General features: G+C 70.0%; 17 protein-coding genes and 1 riboswitch. Of the genes, 12 read left to right on the top strand and 5 right to left on the bottom strand.

Going from position 1 to position 17875, the window contains the following annotated elements; genetic code table 11:
• Nucleotides 1-238 precede the first annotated feature (238 nt).
• On the top strand, nucleotides 239-2872 hold the full coding sequence (locus ACEN9Q_RS08580; protein ID WP_495628054.1) for a patatin-like phospholipase family protein: 2634 nt from the start codon (nucleotides 239-241) through the stop codon (nucleotides 2870-2872).
• An 88-nt stretch (nucleotides 2873-2960) separates the two neighbouring features.
• Nucleotides 2961-3230, top strand: coding sequence for a hypothetical protein (locus ACEN9Q_RS08575; RefSeq protein WP_056445501.1), 270 nt, complete (start codon nucleotides 2961-2963; stop codon nucleotides 3228-3230).
• Here the strand turns inward: ACEN9Q_RS08575 and ACEN9Q_RS08570 are convergent.
• The gene (locus tag ACEN9Q_RS08570) at nucleotides 3217-4521 is read right to left on the bottom strand and encodes an NAD(P)/FAD-dependent oxidoreductase (protein WP_495628053.1); all 1305 of its coding nucleotides are present in this window, start codon (nucleotides 4519-4521) and stop codon (nucleotides 3217-3219) included. The two genes, ACEN9Q_RS08575 and ACEN9Q_RS08570, sit on opposite strands and share 14 nt — an antisense overlap.
• A 79-nt stretch (nucleotides 4522-4600) precedes the next feature.
• Nucleotides 4601-5131 (bottom strand): hypothetical protein, encoded by a 531-nt coding sequence (locus ACEN9Q_RS08565; protein ID WP_495628052.1) that lies wholly within the window; start codon nucleotides 5129-5131, stop codon nucleotides 4601-4603.
• A 273-nt stretch (nucleotides 5132-5404) separates the two neighbouring features.
• On the opposite strand from ACEN9Q_RS08565, the gene ACEN9Q_RS08560 reads away from it, so the two are divergent.
• The 4 genes from ACEN9Q_RS08560 to ACEN9Q_RS08545 all read left to right on the top strand — a co-directional run bounded on the left by ACEN9Q_RS08560 (nucleotide 5405) and on the right by ACEN9Q_RS08545 (nucleotide 8129).
• Nucleotides 5405-5977, top strand: coding sequence for a hypothetical protein (locus ACEN9Q_RS08560; RefSeq protein ID WP_495628051.1), 573 nt, complete (start codon nucleotides 5405-5407; stop codon nucleotides 5975-5977).
• A 66-nt stretch (nucleotides 5978-6043) separates the two neighbouring features.
• Nucleotides 6044-6175 carry a hypothetical protein gene (locus ACEN9Q_RS08555; protein ID WP_495628050.1) on the top strand — a complete coding sequence of 44 codons (132 nt, stop codon included), beginning with the start codon at nucleotides 6044-6046 and terminating at the stop codon, nucleotides 6173-6175.
• A gap of 143 nt (nucleotides 6176-6318) precedes the next feature.
• A riboswitch (TPP riboswitch) is annotated at nucleotides 6319-6424 on the top strand.
• 119 nt (nucleotides 6425-6543) lie between these two features.
• Entirely contained in the window at nucleotides 6544-7806 is a 1263-nt protein-coding gene (locus tag ACEN9Q_RS08550; protein WP_495628049.1) for a D-amino acid dehydrogenase, read from the top strand.
• Nucleotides 7807-7886: 80 nt separating this feature from the next.
• Complete coding sequence (locus tag ACEN9Q_RS08545) at nucleotides 7887-8129, top strand: hypothetical protein (protein ID WP_495628048.1); 243 nt, start codon at nucleotides 7887-7889, stop codon at nucleotides 8127-8129.
• Between the two features lie 24 nt (nucleotides 8130-8153).
• Here ACEN9Q_RS08545 and ACEN9Q_RS08540 read toward each other — a convergent pair whose 3' ends face one another.
• Nucleotides 8154-8564 (bottom strand): hypothetical protein, encoded by a 411-nt coding sequence (locus ACEN9Q_RS08540; RefSeq protein WP_495628047.1) that lies wholly within the window; start codon nucleotides 8562-8564, stop codon nucleotides 8154-8156.
• Nucleotides 8565-8699: 135 nt separating this feature from the next.
• Between ACEN9Q_RS08540 and ACEN9Q_RS08535 the strand changes: the two genes are divergently transcribed.
• Nucleotides 8700-9956 carry a DEAD/DEAH box helicase gene (locus ACEN9Q_RS08535; protein WP_495628046.1) on the top strand — a complete coding sequence of 419 codons (1257 nt, stop codon included), beginning with the start codon at nucleotides 8700-8702 and terminating at the stop codon, nucleotides 9954-9956.
• 7 nt (nucleotides 9957-9963) lie between these two features.
• Here ACEN9Q_RS08535 and ACEN9Q_RS08530 read toward each other — a convergent pair whose 3' ends face one another.
• Nucleotides 9964-12654 (bottom strand): bifunctional acetate--CoA ligase family protein/GNAT family N-acetyltransferase, encoded by a 2691-nt coding sequence (locus tag ACEN9Q_RS08530; protein ID WP_495628045.1) that lies wholly within the window; start codon nucleotides 12652-12654, stop codon nucleotides 9964-9966.
• A 91-nt stretch (nucleotides 12655-12745) separates the two neighbouring features.
• Between ACEN9Q_RS08530 and ACEN9Q_RS08525 the strand changes: the two genes are divergently transcribed.
• A complete protein-coding gene (locus ACEN9Q_RS08525) occupies nucleotides 12746-13684 on the top strand; it encodes a cation diffusion facilitator family transporter (RefSeq protein ID WP_056445473.1) in 939 nt (312 codons plus the stop codon).
• Between the two features lie 13 nt (nucleotides 13685-13697).
• On the opposite strand, the gene ACEN9Q_RS08520 is transcribed toward ACEN9Q_RS08525, so the two are convergent.
• A complete protein-coding gene (locus ACEN9Q_RS08520) occupies nucleotides 13698-14072 on the bottom strand; it encodes a hypothetical protein (protein ID WP_056445469.1) in 375 nt (124 codons plus the stop codon).
• A 111-nt stretch (nucleotides 14073-14183) separates the two neighbouring features.
• On the opposite strand from ACEN9Q_RS08520, the gene ACEN9Q_RS08515 reads away from it, so the two are divergent.
• The 4 genes from ACEN9Q_RS08515 (at nucleotide 14184) to ACEN9Q_RS08500 (ending at nucleotide 17817) form a co-directional block, all read left to right on the top strand.
• Entirely contained in the window at nucleotides 14184-14564 is a 381-nt protein-coding gene (locus tag ACEN9Q_RS08515) for a DUF2946 family protein (RefSeq protein WP_056445467.1), read from the top strand.
• Nucleotides 14565-14654: 90 nt separating this feature from the next.
• Entirely contained in the window at nucleotides 14655-15059 is a 405-nt protein-coding gene (locus tag ACEN9Q_RS08510; protein ID WP_495628044.1) for a hypothetical protein, read from the top strand.
• A complete protein-coding gene (locus tag ACEN9Q_RS08505) occupies nucleotides 15059-16441 on the top strand; it encodes a TolC family protein (protein ID WP_495628043.1) in 1383 nt (460 codons plus the stop codon). The genes ACEN9Q_RS08510 and ACEN9Q_RS08505 overlap by 1 nt, the downstream gene beginning before the upstream one ends.
• The gene (locus ACEN9Q_RS08500; protein WP_495628042.1) at nucleotides 16438-17817 is read left to right on the top strand and encodes a multicopper oxidase family protein; all 1380 of its coding nucleotides are present in this window, start codon (nucleotides 16438-16440) and stop codon (nucleotides 17815-17817) included. The genes ACEN9Q_RS08505 and ACEN9Q_RS08500 overlap by 4 nt, the downstream gene beginning before the upstream one ends.
• Nucleotides 17818-17875 lie beyond the last annotated feature (58 nt).

Below are 17875 nucleotides of genomic sequence, written 5' to 3'. Positions count from 1 at the left end.
GCATCCCGCCCGCCGCACGGCCGCCCTCCCGGGCGCGGCCGCCGCACGCCCGTCGCCTGCCCGCCAATGCAATTATTGGTGAGAATTTTGTCAGTGAATCATGCTAGCCTTGTAGGAATTCGCCGATAGATTTGTCCGGCAAATTCTTACCCTGCACGGATAGATGGCCGGGAACCCGGCACGTCGTCCGTGGTCAGCCATATCGACGCCCTCCGCGTCGAGCGCGATGGAGGTATGCATGGACACGCAATCGCACCAGCCCCCGGCGACAGCCGATGACCGTTACATCGGGCGCATGCGCGAGGAGCTCGCGCGGGTCCGCCGGCGCCGGTCCGTGCCCGAGCAGCAGGCGACGTCGGCCTGGGGCCTGTGCCTGTCCGGCGGCGGCATCCGCAGCGCCACCTTTTGCCTCGGCGTACTCGAGGCACTCGGCCGCACGCCGGCGCCGCCCGGGGCCGCGCCGCTCCCCCTCCCCGGCAGTCCGGCCGCCACCGAGGAGAGCCTGCTGGGCCAGTTCGACTACCTGTCGACGGTCAGCGGCGGCGGCTATATCGGGACGTTCTTCGCGAGCATGTTCGTGCCGGGACGCGCCGATCGCGAGATGGACGAGGCCGCCAGCGCCGCGAATGCCTACGATACGCTGCGCCAGGAACCGCCGCGCCTGCGCACGGGCACCGTCAAGGCCGCCGGCAGCGCGTACCGGGCCATGGCCTGGCTGCGCGAAAACGGCCGCTACCTCGCACCGTCCAGCGCCGGCGACCTGCTGTATGGCATCGCCACCGTCCTGCGTGCATGGTTTGCCCTGCATCTGGTGCTCGGCCTGCTGCTGCTCGTCCTGCTCGCCCTGCTGAACCTGGCCAAGAACGGCCTCCTGTACGTGGCCGATCAAGGGCAGTTGACCCAATTCATCGTCCAGCTGTCCAAACCGGGCACATGGCTGTCGGACGTCTGGCTCAGCGGCCTGTGGATGTTTCCCGTGGCGGTGCTGGCGCTGCTCACGGTGCCGTGCGGCTGCGCCTACTGGATGACCTATCCGCCCGCGGGCGAAAGCCTCGACAAGGCGGCGAAGCAGCCCGTGCGGTACTGGCTCGGCTATGTGGGGTGCGCGGCCTGCGTGGCCGTCGTGGTCGGCGCCGCGGCGGCCTGGATTCCATGGTTCTGGATCGCGCCTGCCGCGCCGTGGGACCAGGCGGGAACGCCGTTCGCCGCCGTGCTGGCCGAGATGGCGCTCGGCGCCCTGTGGTTCCGCGCGGCCGCGCCGCACAAGACGTTCGCGGCACTGCGCCTGCACCTGACGCGCCAGCTCACCTGGACGCTGAAGCTGGCCGGCGTGCTCGCCTTCCTGGCGCTCGTCGACACGCTCTCCCAGAGCTTTTATGCGCACGACTGGACCCTGGGGCCGCCGCTGACGGCGACCGCCATCCTGACGTGGCTGACGCGCCGCCTGGCCCCGCGCCTCGTCAAGCTGTCCGGCATGCCCCGTACGCGCATTCCGGTCGACGTCCTGCTCGGGCTGGCCGCCACGGCGCTCGCCGTGCTGCTCGTGTCCGTCTGGGATTACGGCGTCATCTGGATCCAGTGGCAAGGCGTGGACCTGGCGTGCCGCTACACGTTCGCGGCGGCCGGGCTGCTGAAGTCGCAGTGCGGCTGGCTGCTGCTCCTGCTGCTCGCCGCCGGCGCGCTCACGGCGATGATCGGCCGCTTCCCGCAGTTCCTCAACCTGTCCTCGCTGCAGGGCCTGTACAGCGCACGGTTGACGCGCGCCTACCAGGGCGCCAGCAACGCCCACCGTTTCGCGGACGGCGACAAGACGCTGAGCTCGGCGGAACCGCTCGATACCGACCACATCGACCATGTCGCCTACAACACGAACCGCTACGCGCCCCTGCATCTCATCAACGTGTGCCTGAACCAGAACGTCGACCCGGCCGAGCAACTGATCCAGCGCGATCGCAAGGGACGGCCGATGGTGGTGCTCCCCGCCGTCGCCGGGGACACGCCGGCCCTGCCGTTCGCGATCGACGGCAAGTGCTTTCCCGCCGAGGACACCGGCCCCGGCGACCCGTTGACGATCGGCGAATGGATCGGCATCTCAGGCGCGGCCGCCGCCACCGGCAGCGGACGGCGCACGTCGGCGGCCATGGCCCTGCTGCTGGGCCTGGCGAACGTGCGGCTGGGCCGCTGGTGGCGTTCCGGCCTGACGCGCAACACCGAGCGCGGCCTCGCGCGCCTGTTCCGCACCGCGCTGCCGACCCAGGCCTACCTGGTCGACGAGCTGGGCGCGCATTTCTACGGTACCCGCCGCCCCATGCACTACCTCAGCGACGGCGGACATTTCGACAATACCGGCATCTACGAACTGTTGCGGCCCGAACGCGACGTCAAGTTCATCGTCGCCTGCGACTGCGGCGCCGATCCCGGCTACCGGTTCGACGATCTCGCCGGCCTGATCCGCCTGGCGCGCATCGACTTCGGCATCGACATCGAAGTCGACGAGACCGTCACGACGTCGCTGTCCCCGTTGCGCGACGTGTTCGGCACCGCCGCGGAGCTGGCGCAGCCCAAGCCCGGCAGCAACAAATGCGCCCTGCTGCTGAACGTGTTCCGCAGCAGCGGGGCGCGGCACAACAAGGTGCCGGACATGCGCATCGTCCTGGTCAAGCCCGTCCTGATCGCCGAGGCGCCGCTGGACGTGCACAACTATGGCGCCGTGAACAAGGAATTCCCGCAGCAGACCACGGGCGACCAGTTCTTCGATGAGGCGCAGTGGGAAAGCCATCGCAAGCTGGGACTCGAGATCGGCCGGCGCATCTTCGACCCCGCCGACAAGAAGCAGCGGAACCATCTGTGGGACATCCTGGCCGTGCGCTGAACGACATGACGTTTCCTTGATCGGGCCGAACACCCGGTTGCGGGCCCGTGCGAGCATCGGCGGGTTGCCAACCATCGTGGAGCTTCGCATGGACCCGACGCCACCGTTTGCCCGGCCGCCCGAGGCGCTCAGCCCGACGCTCGAACGGCTCGAACCCATCCAGCGGCCGGCGCCGATGCCGGCCTGCGGGCATTGCCGGCTCGCACTGTGGCACCTCGTCGACGCCAACCTCGCGTGCTACTGCAGCGCGATGCAACGCGTCGTGTGGGACGGCGTCCAGCCCGGCGTGCGCTGCTGCGACATCCCGCTGCTCGATGCCGCCTGCCGGCAGCCGCGCGGCGGGCTCAGTGCAGCTTGACGATCGGCGTCGTCCTGCGGATCAGGAAGCGCCCCACCGCCATCAGGCCCGTGCGCAGCGACCCCAGCACGGCCTGGTGGTGCATCAGGTGCAGGCTCATGTACATGATGCGCGCCAGGAATCCTTCCACGAACAGGCTGGCGCCCCGCAATGAACCCATCAGGTTGCCCACCGTCGTCTCGCGCCCGATCGACACGAGCGAGCCGTAATCGCGGTACACGTACGGCGCCGTCTGCGGCGGCTTGCCGGCCGCCTGGTCGACGAAGGTCTTGAGGAGATAAGCAGCCTGCTGGTGCGCGGCCTGGGCGCGCGGCGGCACGGGCTTGCCCTTGCCGTCCGTGCAGGCGGCGCAGTCGCCCAGCGCGTACACGCCGGGCACGTCCTTCACACGTAGCTGCGCGTCGACCTCGACCTGGCCGCCCTTGGCCACGGGCAGGCCGAGCGCGCCCAGGAACTCGGGCGCGCGGATGCCCGCCGCCCACACGCACAGGTCGGCCGGATAGAGGTTGCCCTTGTTGTCGCTGACCTGGTTCTGGTCGATGCGGTTGACCCGGCAATCCGTCACGACCCGGATGGCGCGCTGGTCGAGCAGACGCGCGGCCGCACTCGAGACCCGTTCCGGCAGCGGCGCCAGGATGCGCGGCGCGCCTTCGAGCAGGGTGATGCGCACGTCGCGCTTGACTTGCAGCCGGCGCAAGCCATAGGCCGCGTAGGCGCCGGACGCTTCGCGCAATTCCGCCGCCAGCTCGACGCCGGTGGCGCCGCCGCCGATGATGACGATGTCGATGCCGCTGTCGGCCGCACCGTCGTCCTTCTGCTGCTCGGCCTGGGCGAGGAGGCGCAAGAGGCGCAGGCGGAACCGCTCGGCGTCCTCGGTGGCATTCAGGGAAATCGTGTTCTCGCGCGCGCCGGGCACGCCGAAATAATTCGACGTGCTGCCGACGGCGATCACGAGCGAGCGGAAGCCGAGGGTGCGCTCCGGCAGCACTTCCTCGCCATCGGCCGCCGTGGTCACGGGCGCGATCGTGATGTGCCGCGCGGCCGCGTCGAGCGCCGTCATGGCGCCGTACACGAAGGAAAAGCCGCGGTCGTGCGCCAGCATCTGGTACGACAGGCCTTCCTGGTGGATGTCCAGCGTGCCGGCCGCCACTTCGTGCAGCGACGGCTTCCACACGTGGTAGAGCCGGCTGTCGACCAGCGTCACCTTGTCCGGTCCCAGTTTGCGGCCCAGCTTGCAGGCCAGTTCCAGTCCGCCCGCCCCGCCGCCTACGATCACGATATCGCCCTGCAAGCCTGCCTCCGTCGGTCACGCCCGCTGCCGGGCTCACCCGGACAGTCTACTACGGGGCGGCGCAACCGCCCGTCACGGATCAGTCGTGGCCGCGGCCATGGTCGTGGCCGTGACCGTTGCCGTGGTCGCCGTGACCCTCGTCATGGCCGCGGCCGTGCTCCCAGCCCTCGTGGCGGCCGTGGTCGCCGCGGTCGCGGTATTCCACGCGCTCGACGACGCGCACGTCGCGCGGTCCGCCGCCGTAGTTGCCACGATGATCGCCGCGATAGCCGCCGAAATGCTCGCGGTAGCGCGGCACGTAGGTGTTCGTGTACCACTCGTCGCGCACGAACAGGACCGGACGGCCGCACGCGCCGTAGCGGCCGCAGTAACGCGCCCAGTGCTTGCGGTGGCCCGGCGGCACGCGCAGGTAGATGGGTTCCGCCACGTATTGCGGCGCCGGCGTGATGATCACCGGTTGCGGCGCGTACAGGACGGGGCGCGGCGCGAAGTCGCCGATGTCGACACGGCCATAGAAGCCGGGCTGGCCGACGCTGATGGACACGTTCGTCTGGGCCAGGGCCGGGAGAGCGGCGGCGCACAGCGCCACGCCGAAGATCAGGGATTTCATAGGATGACCTCTTTGTAATGTTTGTGTCGAGTTTATCAAACGAAATGTTACGTACAATTCGTTGCAACACATGCTTACATTGTCGCCGGGCGGGATTACAACAGACCGGGCAGCAATATTTCTCTTGGGGCAAGTGCGCGGCTACAATCGCCGGCTCCAATCCACTGAAAGGTCATCGATGTTCGCGAAACAAACCGTGCTGGCCGCGGCCGCCCTGCTGGCGGCGGGCGCCGCCAGCAGGGCGGCGCAACGGCCGACATCGGCACCACCGGCGTGGGCTTCCACGTCGTCGTGCCGATGGAAACCTATCTGAACGGCCGCTTCGGCGCCAACTATTTCCGCCACAACTTCACCAGGACGTCGAACCTCGTCGACTACGACATCAAGGGCAAGCTGCAGACGTTCGACATCCTGTTCGACTGGTATCTGACCGAAGGCAGCAGCTTCCACCTGACGGGCGGCGTCCTCTACAACGGCAACCGGTTCGACGCCCGGGCCAGGCCGAACGGCGCCGGCGCCTTCACGCTGAACGGCCATACCTACACGACGGCCGACGTCGGCCTCCTGACCGGCCGCATCGATTACCGCAAGGCCGCGCCCTACGTCGGCATCGGCTGGGGCAAGGCGCTGGCACCGTCCTCGCACTGGACCAGCAACGTCGACCTCGGCGTGTTCTACCAGGGCAATCCGAACGTGCATCTGGCCAGCACCAGCTGCCCGGCGTCGCTGACGGACTGCGTGGCGCTCCTCAACGACATCGCCGCCGAGCGCCTGCACCTGCGCGACGACGTGGATTCCCTCAAGGTCTATCCGGTCGTGCGCGCGAGCATCGGCTACCGCTTCTGAGCGTGCGCCAGCGGCGCGCCGGCGCCGCCGGGGTTGGGCTACGATGCGGCCAAAGGAGAGAGAGTCATGAAACATCATCGTGCCTGCTATCGCCTGCTGCTCCTGGCCTGTCTCATGCTCGTGGCCTGCCAGGACCGGCGCGAACCGGTGAAACCCACCGTCGCGCTGGCCGCGGCCACGGCCGCCGTCCCGGCCTGACCTGCGCACGCCGCGCAGCATGCTGTCGTCCGGCCGCATTCGCGCGCCGGCGCCGCCGCATACCCATTGCCTCCCCAATCCGACCCGCTGTTCCGCCCACTTTGCCGCCGCGCCGCGGACCGGTTAGAATTCTGCCTGCCATAAGGCAACGCTAGGGGTCCTGCAGCCGCAACCGCGGCCCGCGGGTGAGAAACACCCTCCGAACCTGATCTGGGTAATGCCAGCGAAGGGAAGCATGCGGATACCGGTCCCCGCGCCGGCGCCCGCTCTCCTTTGCCGGCTCCGCCCGTCACCACGACGCCAACGAGGAGCCGCATGCAACTTCCTGTTTCCAGAAACTTCCCACGCCGTATCGCAACGGTGCGCCGATGCACGTGATCGTCCTCGGCGCCGGCGTCGTCGGCACCGCGACCGCCTGGTATCTGCGCGAGGCCGGCCACGACGTCACGGTGGTCGAACGCCAGGGCGGCCCGGCGCAGGAGACGAGTTTCGCGAACGGCTGCCAGATCTCCGTGTCGCACGCCGAGCCCTGGGCCACGCCCGCCGGCCTGCTCAAGGTCGTGCAGTCGCTGGGCCGGGAAGACGCGCCGCTGCTGTTCCGCCTGCGCGCCGACCCGCTGCAATGGCGCTGGTGCCTGCAGTTCGTGCGCGAGTGCGCACCCGGCCGCGTCGCCGCCAACCTGCGCCGGATCGTCGCCATGGCCGAGTACAGCCGCCGCAGCCTGCAGGCGCTGCGCGCGCGGACAGGCATCGAGTACGACAGCCTCACGCGCGGCATCCTCCATTTCTACACGGACGACAAGGAATTCGAGCGCGCCCGCCGCGCGGCCGCCGCGATGCGCGACCTGGGCTGCCCGCGCATGACCGTCGACGCCGACGAAGTCGTGCGGATCGAACCCGCGCTGGCGCCCGTGCGCCGCAAGCTCGTGGGCGGCGACTTCACGGCCAGCGACGAATCCGGCGACGTGTACCGGTTCACGGCGCAACTGGCCGCGCGCGGCGCGGCCGCCGGCATCCGCTTCCTGTACGACACGACGGCGACGCGACTTTTGGCCCGCGGCGACCGCATCGACGGCGTGGAAATCATCGACGCCGACGGCCGCCACCAGCAACTGCATGCGGACGCCGTCGTCGTCGCGCTCGGCAGTTTTTCCGTGCACCTGCTCGCGCCGCTGGGCATTCGGCTGATGATCTATCCCGGCAAGGGGTATTCCGCCACGTATCCGGTGGTCGATGGCGACGCCGCGCCGACCGTGTCGCTGACGGACGACGGCCACAAGCTCGTGTTCTCGCGCCTGGGCGCGCGCCTGCGCGTGGCCGGCACGTGCGAGTTGAACGGCTATACGCGCGACCTGAATCCCGTGCGCTGCGCGGCGATCACGCGGCGCGTGCGCGCCCTGTTCCCCGGCGCCTGCGACTACGACGCCGCCACGTACTGGGCGGGCCTGCGGCCGCTGACGCCGTCGAACGTCCCGATCATCGGCCGCACGCGCTTCGCGAACCTGTACCTGAACACGGGCCACGGCACGCTGGGCTGGACGATGGGGTGCGGCTCGGGGCGGGCGATCGCGGACATCGTGTCGGGACGGAGGCCGGACGTCGATTTCCCATTCGCCGGCGGCGGCGCGTGACAATCGGCGTGTTTTCGGGGGTGTCCGGACTGCTACACTCGCGCCGGCAATGCTTCGGATCAGTGTGGAAAGACATCGGCATGAAAAAGAATTCGGCTAACAAATGGTGGATCGAGCTGCCGTGCTGCGTCGGCGCGGTCTTGATCGTGCAGGGATGGCTCAAGGCCGCCGGGATGGACGACTCGGTACTGCATGGCGGATTCTCGTTCGCCAGGCTTGCGATCTGGGCGTGCTGCTTCTATGTGGTCGAGCGCATCATCAAGTTCGCGCTGTGGACGGTGGTGCTGGCGGTTGCGCCTGACAAGGCTCGCGATATGCCTTAGGCGCCGGACGACGCAGCGGCGGCATCAATACGTCCAGCCGACCCGGAACCACGCCTCCAGGCGCGGCGCCAGCCAGAACCAGTTCACCGGGAACGCCGCCGCGGAAAGGAAGAACGCGGCGCCGAACAGGCCGTCGGCGGGCCTGCCCGATTCCCGAAAACGCTGCCCGAGAACGGCGCCGGCCAGCCCGGCAATCGCGCCGACGCACGCCGTCACGACCAGGACGAATCCCCATGCCGACACGCGGCTCGACATCACGAGCGCGAAAGGCAGCAACACCGCAAGCACGCCGAGGCCGGCGCTCGCCGCCGATAAAACGAGGACCGCGGTCGTGCGGCCGCGCGCCCGGCATACGGCCCGGACACCCAGCGGGATGCCCAGACAGGAGAAGCCGAGCAGCATCGCAAGAAACACGGCTATCAAAATTATGCCCATCGGCCTCGTCGCATCGGAAGTCCACGAAGGCGCAGTGTACGTGCGCGTTGCACTCACGACAAGTGGACACCCGCCGTGACCCTAGGTTGGGCGACAGGTTACACTGTCGCCTTTTCCAAGACCGCCTCCGCCACCATGTCGTTCGCTTCGCTCGGCCTGATCGACCAGATCACGCGCACCCTCGCCTCGCTGTCCTACCACACGCCCACCGCCGTCCAGTCGCAGGCGATTCCCGCCGTGCTGGCCGGTCGCGACGTCATGGCCGCCGCCCAGACGGGCACCGGCAAGACGGCCGGCTTCGCCCTGCCCCTGCTGCAGCGCCTCGTGCTCGACGGCGTGCAGGCCGCCGCCAATTCGGTGCGCGCCCTGATCCTCGTGCCGACGCGCGAGCTCGCCGAGCAGGTGCACGAGAGCGTGCGCGCCTACGGGGCCGGGCTGCCGCTGCGCACGATGGTCGCGTACGGCGGCGTCAGCATCAATCCGCAGATGATGCGGTTGCGTAAGGGCGTCGACGTGCTCGTCGCCACGCCCGGCCGCCTGCTCGACCTGCAGCGCCAGAACGCCGTGCGCTTCAACCAGGTGCAGACGCTCGTGCTGGACGAGGCCGACCGCATGCTCGACCTCGGGTTCTCGCGCGACATCGACAACCTGCTCGCGCTGCTGCCCAGGCGGCGCCAGACCTTGCTGTTCTCCGCGACCTTTTCCGACCCGATCCGGCTGCTGGCAACGAAGCTGCTGGTCGACCCCGTCGGCATCGAGGCGTCGCCGCGCAACACGACGGTGCAGGCGATCCGCCAGTGGATCGTCCCGGTCGACAAGAAACGCAAGCCCGACCTGTTCCTGCACCTGCTCAAGCGCCACGGCTGGTCCCAGGTGCTCGCGTTCGTGAAGACGCGCAAGGGGGTCGACCAGCTCGTCGACCTGCTGGCCGCGCAAGGCGTGGGCGCCGATTCGATCCACGGCGACAAGCCGCAGCCCGCGCGCCTGCGTGCGCTCGAGCGCTTCAAGGCGGGCGAGGTACGGGTGCTGGTCGCCACCGACGTCGCGGCGCGCGGCCTCGACATCGAGGAACTGCCCGTCGTCGTCAACGTCGACCTGCCGATCGTGGCGGAAGACTATGTGCACCGCACCGGCCGCACGGGGCGCGCGGGCGCGTCGGGCGACGCCGTGTCGCTCGTGTGCGCGGACGAAGTCCAGCAACTCGCCGCCATCGAGGCGCTGACGAAGCAGCCCTTGCAGCGCAAGGAGGAAGCGGGCTTCGAGCCCGAGCACCGCGTGCCGCAGACGACTGCGAGCGGCGAGATCGTCAAGAAGCCGAAGAAACCCAAGAAGCCGAAGAACGGCAACAAGGACGCACCCGTCGTGCAGGAAGACGTACGGTTCCGCCGCTGATGCGGCGCTAGCGCAGCGGCAAGCGGAACTTCCGCACGCCCTCGTCCTCGTCCACCGGCCCGACGATGAAGCCGAGTTTCTTGACGAGGCCGATGACGGGTGCGTTCTGCGGCAGCGCCTCGCCCACGATCTCGCGGGTGCCGCGCGCGCGGCAGTAGGCGATCAGCTTGTTCATCAACATGACGCCCAGGCCCTTGCCCTTCAGGTCCGAACGCACCGTCACCGCGAATTCGGCACTCATGTTGTCGGGATCGGCCACGACGCGGCCCACGGCCAGCGTCTCCGCGTGGCCGTCCGCGCCGGCGCGCGTGGCGATGAAGGCCATCTCGCGGTCGTAGTCGATCTGCGTGAAGCGCGCCAGCTGCGCCGGCTGCAGTTCGCGCACGCGCACGAACATGCGGTAGCGGACGTCGTCCGGCGTCAGCGCGTTGAAGAAGGCGACGTGCGCGGCGCCGTCCTCGGGGCGGATGGGGCGCAGCAGGATCGTCTCGCCCTGCCACGCCACGAACTCTTCCAGTTCGGATGGATACGGACGGATCGCCAGGCGGTCCAGCGCGTTGCCGGCGCGGTCGGCCATCGCGATGCGCATGCGCGCGTCGAGCACGACGGCACCATTGGCATCGGCCAGCAGCGGGTTGACGTCCAGTTCGACGATCTCCGGCACGTCGGCCACGAGGCGCGACACTTGCACGAGCACGGCGGCGATGGCGTCCAGGTTGGCGGCCGGATGGTTGCGGTAGCCGGCCAGCTGGCGCGCCACGCGCGTGCGCGAGATCAGGTCGCGCGCCAGCACCGTGTTCAGCGGCGGCAGGCCGACCGCGTGGTCGTTGACGGCTTCCACTGCGAGGCCGCCCTGGCCGAACAGGATCACCGGCCCGAACACGGGGTCGGTGGCGGCGCCCGCGATCAGTTCGTGCGCCGCCGGATTGCGCGCCATCGCCTGCACGATGAAGCCGTCCAGGCGCGCGTCCGGCTTCAGTTCGGCCAGGCGTTTCTGCATGCGTTCCGTCGCGGCGCGCACCGCTTCCGGCGTATCGAGGTCGAGCGACACGCCGCCGACGTCCGACTTCTGCGCCACGTCCGGCGACAGGATCTTGACCGCCACCGGATAGCCGATCTCGCCGGCCATGGCGACGGCGTCGTCCGGCGTCGCGGCCGCGCGCGTGGGCACCGTGGGGATGCCGTAGGCGTCGAGGATCGCCTTCGTGTCCGGATCGTCCAGCAGGTAGCGGCCCGTCCTGCGTCCCCGCGCGAGCAGCTCGCGGACGAGGGCACGGGCGCGTCCGCGGTCCGGCTCCCCGTCGCCGACGGAAGCCGGGACTTCCATCAGGAGCTGCTGGTTGCGGCGGAAGTGGACGATCTGCAGGAAGCCGTTCACCGCCGCTTCCGGCGTGCGGTAGGCCGGCATGCCCGCCTCGTACGCGATCGCGCGCGCTTCTCCCACCGACTGCAGGCCGAGCCAGCACGCGAGCACGTTGCGCGACGACGCCTTCGCCAGCGGCGCCACCGCGCGCGCCACGTCGGCCGGATCGACGACGGCGTTGGGCGCGTGGATCATCACGACGGCGTTCGCCCCGCCGTCGTGCAGCAGCACGTCGACGACGTCGCGGTAGCGCTCCGGCGGCGCGTCGCCGCGCAGGTTCAATTCGCCGCTGCCGCTCCATTCGGGCACGAGGCCGCGCAGCTGCGCCACCGTCTCCGCCGACAATTCGGCCTGCTGGCCGCCGCCGTATTGCAGGGCGTCGGCGGCCAGCACGACGGGGCCGGCGCCGTTGCCGAGCAGCGCCAGGCGCTCGCCGAACAAAGGCTTGGCGCGCGCCAGCGTCTCCACGGCCGCGAACAGCTGGTCCGTCGTGTACACGCGCAGCATGCCGGCGCGGCGGATGGCGGCGTCATACACGTCGTCGGGCCGCGCCAGCACGCCGGACAGGCAGGCGCCGGCAGTCGGCGCCTCCAGCGAGCGCCCGGCCTTGAGCATCAGGGTCGGCTTGCTGCGGGCCGCCGCGCGGGCGGCCGACATGAATTTGCGGGCATAGCGCACGCTCTCCGCGTGCAGCAGGATCGCGGACGTGCCGGGATCGCTGGCCAGGTAGTCGAGCACGTCGCCGAAGTCGACGTCGGCCGAGTCGCCCAGGGCCAGGAACGTGGAAAAGCCGACGTTGCGCGTGCGCGCCCAATCGAGCACGCCCGCCATCAGCGCGCCCGATTCGGACACGAAGGCGAGGCGCCCCGGCGCCGCGCCGCCCACGGCGATGCTCGCGTTCAGGCCGATGCCGGGCGCCAGCAGGCCGGAACTGTTCGGCCCCAGGATGCGCAGCAGGTAGGGGTTGGCGGCGTCCAGCATCGCCTGCTTGATGCTGCGCCCGCGCAGGTCGCGCGCCGTCGACACGCCGGCGCTCATCACGATGGCGGCGCGCGTCCCCAGTGCGCCGAGCGCGCGCACGATGCCGGGGATCGTGGCCGGCGGCGTGCAGATGATGGCCAGGTCGGGCGCCTGCGGCAGGCGTGCCACGTCGGGCCAGACCTGCAGGCCGGCGAGTGTCTCGTACTTGGGATTCACGGGGAACAGCCGGCCCGCGAAGCCGCCTTCGCGCAGGTTGCGCAGCATGGTCGCGCCGACGCTGCCCGGTCGCTCGGAGGCGCCGACGAGGGCCACCGACGTCGGGGCGAACAGTTGCTTGAGATTACGTACACTCATCCACACGCTCCCAGCCGTGCAAGCCGCCGGCGGCGGATTGGCTACACTTGGCTCGACATCTCATCGACGCCACCGGCGACAACCATACACCATGACGGACAAAGAGAACGAACAAGGCGGCTCGCGCAAGGTGATCTACGCGGCGATCCTCGCGAACCTGGGCATCGCGGTCGCCAAGTTCGTCGTCGCCGCCATCACGGGCAGTGCCGCCATGCTGGCCGAAGGCATCCACTCGGCCGTCGACACCGGTAACGAATTCCTGCTGCTGATCGGCGAGAGGAACAGCGAGAAGCCGGCCGACAAGCGCCACCCGTTCGGCTACGGCAAGGCGCTGTATTTCTGGGCGCTGCTCGTCGCGCTGTCCGTGTTTTCGCTGGGCGGCGGGCTGTCGATCTACCACGGCATCAGCGCGCTGCGCCATCCGGAGCCGCTGGAAGACCCGATGTGGAACTACGTCGTGCTGGCCGTCTCGGCCTGCTTCGAGGGCTACAGCTGGAACGTGTCGCGCAAAGAACTCAACAAACGGCGCAAGCCCGGCGCCTCGCTGTGGCAGACCGTCCATGCGAGCAAGGACGCGTCGGTGTTCACCGTCTTCATCGAGGACACTGCCGCCCTGCTGGGCCTGACCATCGCGGCCGCCGGCATCACGCTCGGCTTCGTGTTCGACAGCCCGTATTTCGATCCGGCCGCGTCGATCATGATCGGCCTCCTGCTCGTGGGCGCCGCGTTCGCCCTCGCGCGCGAGACCGGCGCGCTGCTCGTCGGCGAAGGCATCGGCACCGAGGCCACGCGGCGCGTGTGCGAGATCCTGCGCGCCGATCCCGCCATCCAGGAAGTCGGCAAGCTGCTCAGCATGCAGCTTGGGCCGGACGACGTGCTGCTGACGGCCGCCGTGCAGTTCAACCGCGGCATGCGCATCGACGAAGTGGAGGCCGCGATCGAGCGGCTGGAGAAGGCCGTGGCGGCCGCCTATCCGGCGATCCAGCACATCTATTTCGAGTCCGGCGCGCTGCGTTCGGCGCTGCGCTGACATCGGCGCCGGCTTATGCGCCCGGCACCGCCGGCAGCGCGCGAAAGCGCGGGGAGCGGGCCTCGAATTCGCGCAGCAGGCCCGCGACGACGGCGTCCGTGTGCATCCGCAGCGCCTCGCGATCGGCATCGCGGCGCGCCGCCGCCGTGAGCGCGGCGCATTCGGCCAGCTGCGCCAGCGCCACCGCGACGCCGTCGCGGCCGGGCGCGAGGGGGGCGCTGGAGAAGCGCGGGCGGCAGTGCCGATCGAGCCGGAACGTGCCCTGCACGAGGCGGTCGACACCCATGTCGAAGATCACCCGGTCGATGACCTGCGCGGCCCGTTCGCCCACCTGGCGCCGGCTGTGCATGGTCCGTGCTGCCCGCATGCGCGTCAAGATGCCGATCATTGCCCGTAATCTCCTTGTCATGTCAATATGCTAGCACGTGTGGCCATTCTTGCATCACCACAAAGACGCCGGACGGATAAAAATGCAACGGTGCCGTGCTAGAATGCCCGCGTGAATACCGTCCTGCGCTCACTGTTCGTCTGGCTGCTGTTGCTGGCCCTGCCCTTCCAGGGCCTGGCCGCCGCGCGCATGCTGCCGTCGCTGAGCGCGCCCGCTGCCATGACGGCGGCGCACGCCGCGCCGACTGCGCGAAGCTGCCACGACATGCCCGCCGCCCACGCGGCGCAGGCAGGCAAGGCGTCCGCCGGCGATCACCAGGACAAGCACCGCGGCACCTGCCCCGGCTGCTGCATCGTGGTCGCCCTCGTGCCCGCGCCACTCGTCCCGCCGGCGTTCGCGCCGCCCTCCGTCGCCATTCCCTTCCGCGCCGGCCACGTGGCCAGCGTCGACCCGTCACTGCCCGAACGCCCTCCCCGTCTCGTCATCGCCTGAACGGCGCGGCCTTTCGGTCCGCGCCCGTATCTCGCCGCCGGCGCTCTCCATGCGCGGCGGCGCCATTCACGCATTCGACACGAGGACAACATGAAACGACTTCACCTGACCCGTGCGCTGGCCTGGCTGCTGGCCGCCACGTGCGCGCACGCCGCCGCACAGACTTCTTCCGCCGGCGTCGCCGATCCGCAGGCGCCGGTGCCCGCCACCCGCGCGCAGCCTGCCATCGACGACCACGCCGAACCCGCGCCGGCAACCGGCCCCGCCATGTCCATGCCCATGCACGAACATCACGCCGGCATGGACATGGGCGCGATGCCGTCCATGGCCGCCGGCGGCATGAAAGGCATGCAGTGCATGGCTGGCGGCGACAAGAAAAGCTGCTGCGCCGGCATGGATATGAAAGACGGCGGCACGTGCAGCGGCCACGGCGACACGGGTGCGCAGCCGGCCGCGTGCAAGCCGGGCTGCTGCGGCCACAAGGAAGCGCCGTGATGCCGCAAGTACGCCTGCTGCCGGCGGCGGCCGCGCTGGCGCTGCTCGCGGGCTGCGCGACGGTCACGCCGGACGGCGGCTTCGACGACGTCGCCGCCGCGACGCAGGACCGCACCGGGGTGACGCCGCAACTGACGCGCGACGGCGCCGGACAGGGCGCGCTGCCGCCGTCGTTGCGGGCGCTGCCCGTGTTCGCGGCGGGCGCGCCGCTGGACATGGACACGGCCGTGCGCATCGCCCTCGTCAACCATCCCGGCCTGCAGGCCGCGTACTGGAACGTGGGGATCGCCCAGGCCGACCTGGCCCAGGCCGCGCGTCCGCGCAATCCGTCGTTCGACTTCAAGCGGCTCGCGGGCGGCGGCGCCCTCGAGATCGAACGCAGCATCACGTTCGACCTCGTCGGCATGCTGACCGCGCCGCTGGCCGCGCGCATGGAGGCGCGCCGCTTCGAGCAGGTGAAGCGCGAGGTCGGCGCCGCCATCGAGCGCCACGCGCTCGAAACGCGCACGGCGTGGATCGAGGCGGTGGCCGGCAGGCAGGCCCTCGACTATGCGCGCCGCGTGCAGGCAGCGAGCGAAGCCGGCGCCGAACTGGCCGGCCGCATGGCCACGGCGGGCAACACGAACCAGCTCGAACTGGCGCGCGAACAGCTCTTTCATGCGCAGGCCGCAAGCGACGTCGCGCGCGCGGCCTGGCGCGCGACCGCCGCGCGCGAGCGCCTCACGCGCGCGCTGGGCCTGTGGGGCAAGGACGCCGGCTACGCGCTGCCCGACCACCTGCCCGACCTGCCGGCCGCGCCGGCGGAACTGGCCGACGTCGAACGCATCGCGCTGGAACAGCGCCTGGACGTGCAGGCCGCGAGGGCCGAGGCGTCCGCCACCGCGGCGGACCTGGGCCTCACGCGCACGACCCGCTTCATCGACGTGCTCGACGCCGGCTATGCCGACAAGTCGGACACCGGCGCGCCCAGGCAACACGGCTACACGCTGTCGCTGGAACTGCCGCTGTTCGACTGGGGCGGCGCGCGCGTCGCACGCGCCGAGGCCACGTACATGCAGGCCGTGAACCGCGTGGCGCTCACCGCCGTCACGGCGCGCAGCGAGGCGCGCGAGGGCTATCTCGCCTATCGCAACGCGTACGACGTGGCGCGGCATTATCGCGACACGATCATCCCGCTGCGCAGGAAGATCGGGCGCGAGGTCCTGCTGCGCTACAACGGCATGCTGGCCAGCCCGCAGGACCTGCTGGCCGACGCGCGCGCGCAGGCGGACGCGGTCGGCGCCTACATCGAGGCGCTGGACGCCTTCTGGACCGCCCACGCCGCACTGGAAGCCACGCTCGGCACCCGATTGAACCCGCAGAACAAGGACAAGGCAGAATGACCAGCCGCAGAAATTTCATCACCGGCGCGGCCGGCGCCATGGTGGGCGCCTCGCTCGTGTCGAAGGCCGGCGCGGCCGCCATTCCGGAAGCGCCGGTCCAGGCCTCGGCCGCGACGCAGCCGCCGCAGCATCCCGCGAGCGGCCACCCGTACAATCCCGTCGTCACGCTCAACGGGTGGAGCCTGCCGTGGCGCATGAAGGACGGCGTCAAGGAATTCCACCTCGTGGCCGAACCCGTCGTGCGCGAGATCGCGCCCGGCATGAAGGCGAACCTGTGGGGCTACAACGGGCAAAGCCCGGGACCGACCATCGAGGTCGTGGAAGGCGACAAGGTGCGCATCTTCGTGACCAATAAACTGCCGGAGGCGACGACCATCCACTGGCACGGCCAGATCCTGCCGAACGGGATGGACGGCGTGGCGGGACTCGTGCAGCCCGCCATCGCGCCCGGCAAGACCTTCGTCTACGAATTCGTCGCGCGCCATGCGGGGACCTTCATGTACCACCCGCACAGCGACGAGATGACGCAGATGGCGATGGGCATGATGGGCTTCTGGGTCACGCACCCGAAGGATCCGCGCCGGCAGGCCGTCGACCGCGACTTCGTGTTCCTGCTGAACGCGTACGACATCGCGCCCGGCAACTACACGCCGAACGTGAACACGATGCTCGACTTTAACCTGTGGACCATCAATAGCCGCGCCTTCCCCGGCACCGACCCGATGGTGGTGCGCAAGGACGACAAGGTGCGCATCCGCATGGGCAACCTGACGATGACGAACCACCCGTTCCACATCCACGGCCACCGCTTCGAGGTGACGGGCACGGACGGCGGCTGGATTGCGCCGGCCGCGCGCTGGCCCGAGGTGACGGTCGACATCGGCGTGGGCCAGATGCGCGCCATCGAATTCGTCGCGGACAATCCGGGCGACTGGGCCTTCCACTGCCACAAGTCGCACCACACGATGAACGCGATGAGCCACGATATGCCGACCCTGATCGGCGTCGACCAGGCCGGCATCGCGCAGAAGATCAACGACCTCGTGCCCGGCTATATGGCCATGGGCGACAAGGGCGGATCGATGGGCGGCATGCAGATGCCGCTGCCGGAAAACACGCTGCCGATGATGGCCGGGCGCGGCCCGTTCGGGAATATCGAGATGGGCGGCATGTTCACCGTCATCAAGGTACGCGAGGGACTGGCGCGCGGCGACTACCGCGATCCCGGCTGGTACCGGCATCCGGCCGGCACGGTGGCGCGCGAGTGGACGGGCGCGGTGCCGGAGGCCGTGGATGCGCCGGCCGCGCCGGCGCAGGGTGAAGTCATCGGGACCGCGCGGCGCAGAGCAAGCGGCGGCGGCCACGAGGGCCACTGATCCGCACGTCACGCCGAACAGGGCGCCGGTCACACACCGTCTTCGACACGGTCGAATG

Source organism: Massilia sp. Masssp93 (genome assembly GCF_059491295.1).
The sequence above is the reverse complement of the archived record's forward strand: the minus strand, read 5'-3'. Positions and strand labels throughout refer to the sequence as shown.

What these genes read in the sequence shown, in the direction of transcription:
- ACEN9Q_RS08580 (WP_495628054.1), top strand. Translation starts at nt 239, where the DNA reads ATGGACACGCAATCGCACCAGCCCCCGGCGACAGCCGATGACCGTTAC.
- ACEN9Q_RS08575 (WP_056445501.1), top strand. Translation starts at nt 2,961, where the DNA reads ATGGACCCGACGCCACCGTTTGCCCGGCCGCCCGAGGCGCTCAGCCCG.
- ACEN9Q_RS08565 (WP_495628052.1), bottom strand. Translation starts at nt 5,131, where the DNA reads ATGAAATCCCTGATCTTCGGCGTGGCGCTGTGCGCCGCCGCTCTCCCG.
- ACEN9Q_RS08555 (WP_495628050.1), top strand. Translation starts at nt 6,044, where the DNA reads ATGAAACATCATCGTGCCTGCTATCGCCTGCTGCTCCTGGCCTGTCTC.
- ACEN9Q_RS08550 (WP_495628049.1), top strand. Translation starts at nt 6,544, where the DNA reads ATGCACGTGATCGTCCTCGGCGCCGGCGTCGTCGGCACCGCGACCGCC.
- ACEN9Q_RS08545 (WP_495628048.1), top strand. Translation starts at nt 7,887, where the DNA reads ATGAAAAAGAATTCGGCTAACAAATGGTGGATCGAGCTGCCGTGCTGC.
- ACEN9Q_RS08540 (WP_495628047.1), bottom strand. Translation starts at nt 8,564, where the DNA reads ATGGGCATAATTTTGATAGCCGTGTTTCTTGCGATGCTGCTCGGCTTC.
- ACEN9Q_RS08535 (WP_495628046.1), top strand. Translation starts at nt 8,700, where the DNA reads ATGTCGTTCGCTTCGCTCGGCCTGATCGACCAGATCACGCGCACCCTC.
- ACEN9Q_RS08530 (WP_495628045.1), bottom strand. Translation starts at nt 12,654, where the DNA reads ATGAGTGTACGTAATCTCAAGCAACTGTTCGCCCCGACGTCGGTGGCC.
- ACEN9Q_RS08525 (WP_056445473.1), top strand. Translation starts at nt 12,746, where the DNA reads ATGACGGACAAAGAGAACGAACAAGGCGGCTCGCGCAAGGTGATCTAC.
- ACEN9Q_RS08520 (WP_056445469.1), bottom strand. Translation starts at nt 14,072, where the DNA reads ATGATCGGCATCTTGACGCGCATGCGGGCAGCACGGACCATGCACAGC.
- ACEN9Q_RS08510 (WP_495628044.1), top strand. Translation starts at nt 14,655, where the DNA reads ATGAAACGACTTCACCTGACCCGTGCGCTGGCCTGGCTGCTGGCCGCC.
- ACEN9Q_RS08505 (WP_495628043.1), top strand. Translation starts at nt 15,059, where the DNA reads ATGCCGCAAGTACGCCTGCTGCCGGCGGCGGCCGCGCTGGCGCTGCTC.
- ACEN9Q_RS08500 (WP_495628042.1), top strand. Translation starts at nt 16,438, where the DNA reads ATGACCAGCCGCAGAAATTTCATCACCGGCGCGGCCGGCGCCATGGTG.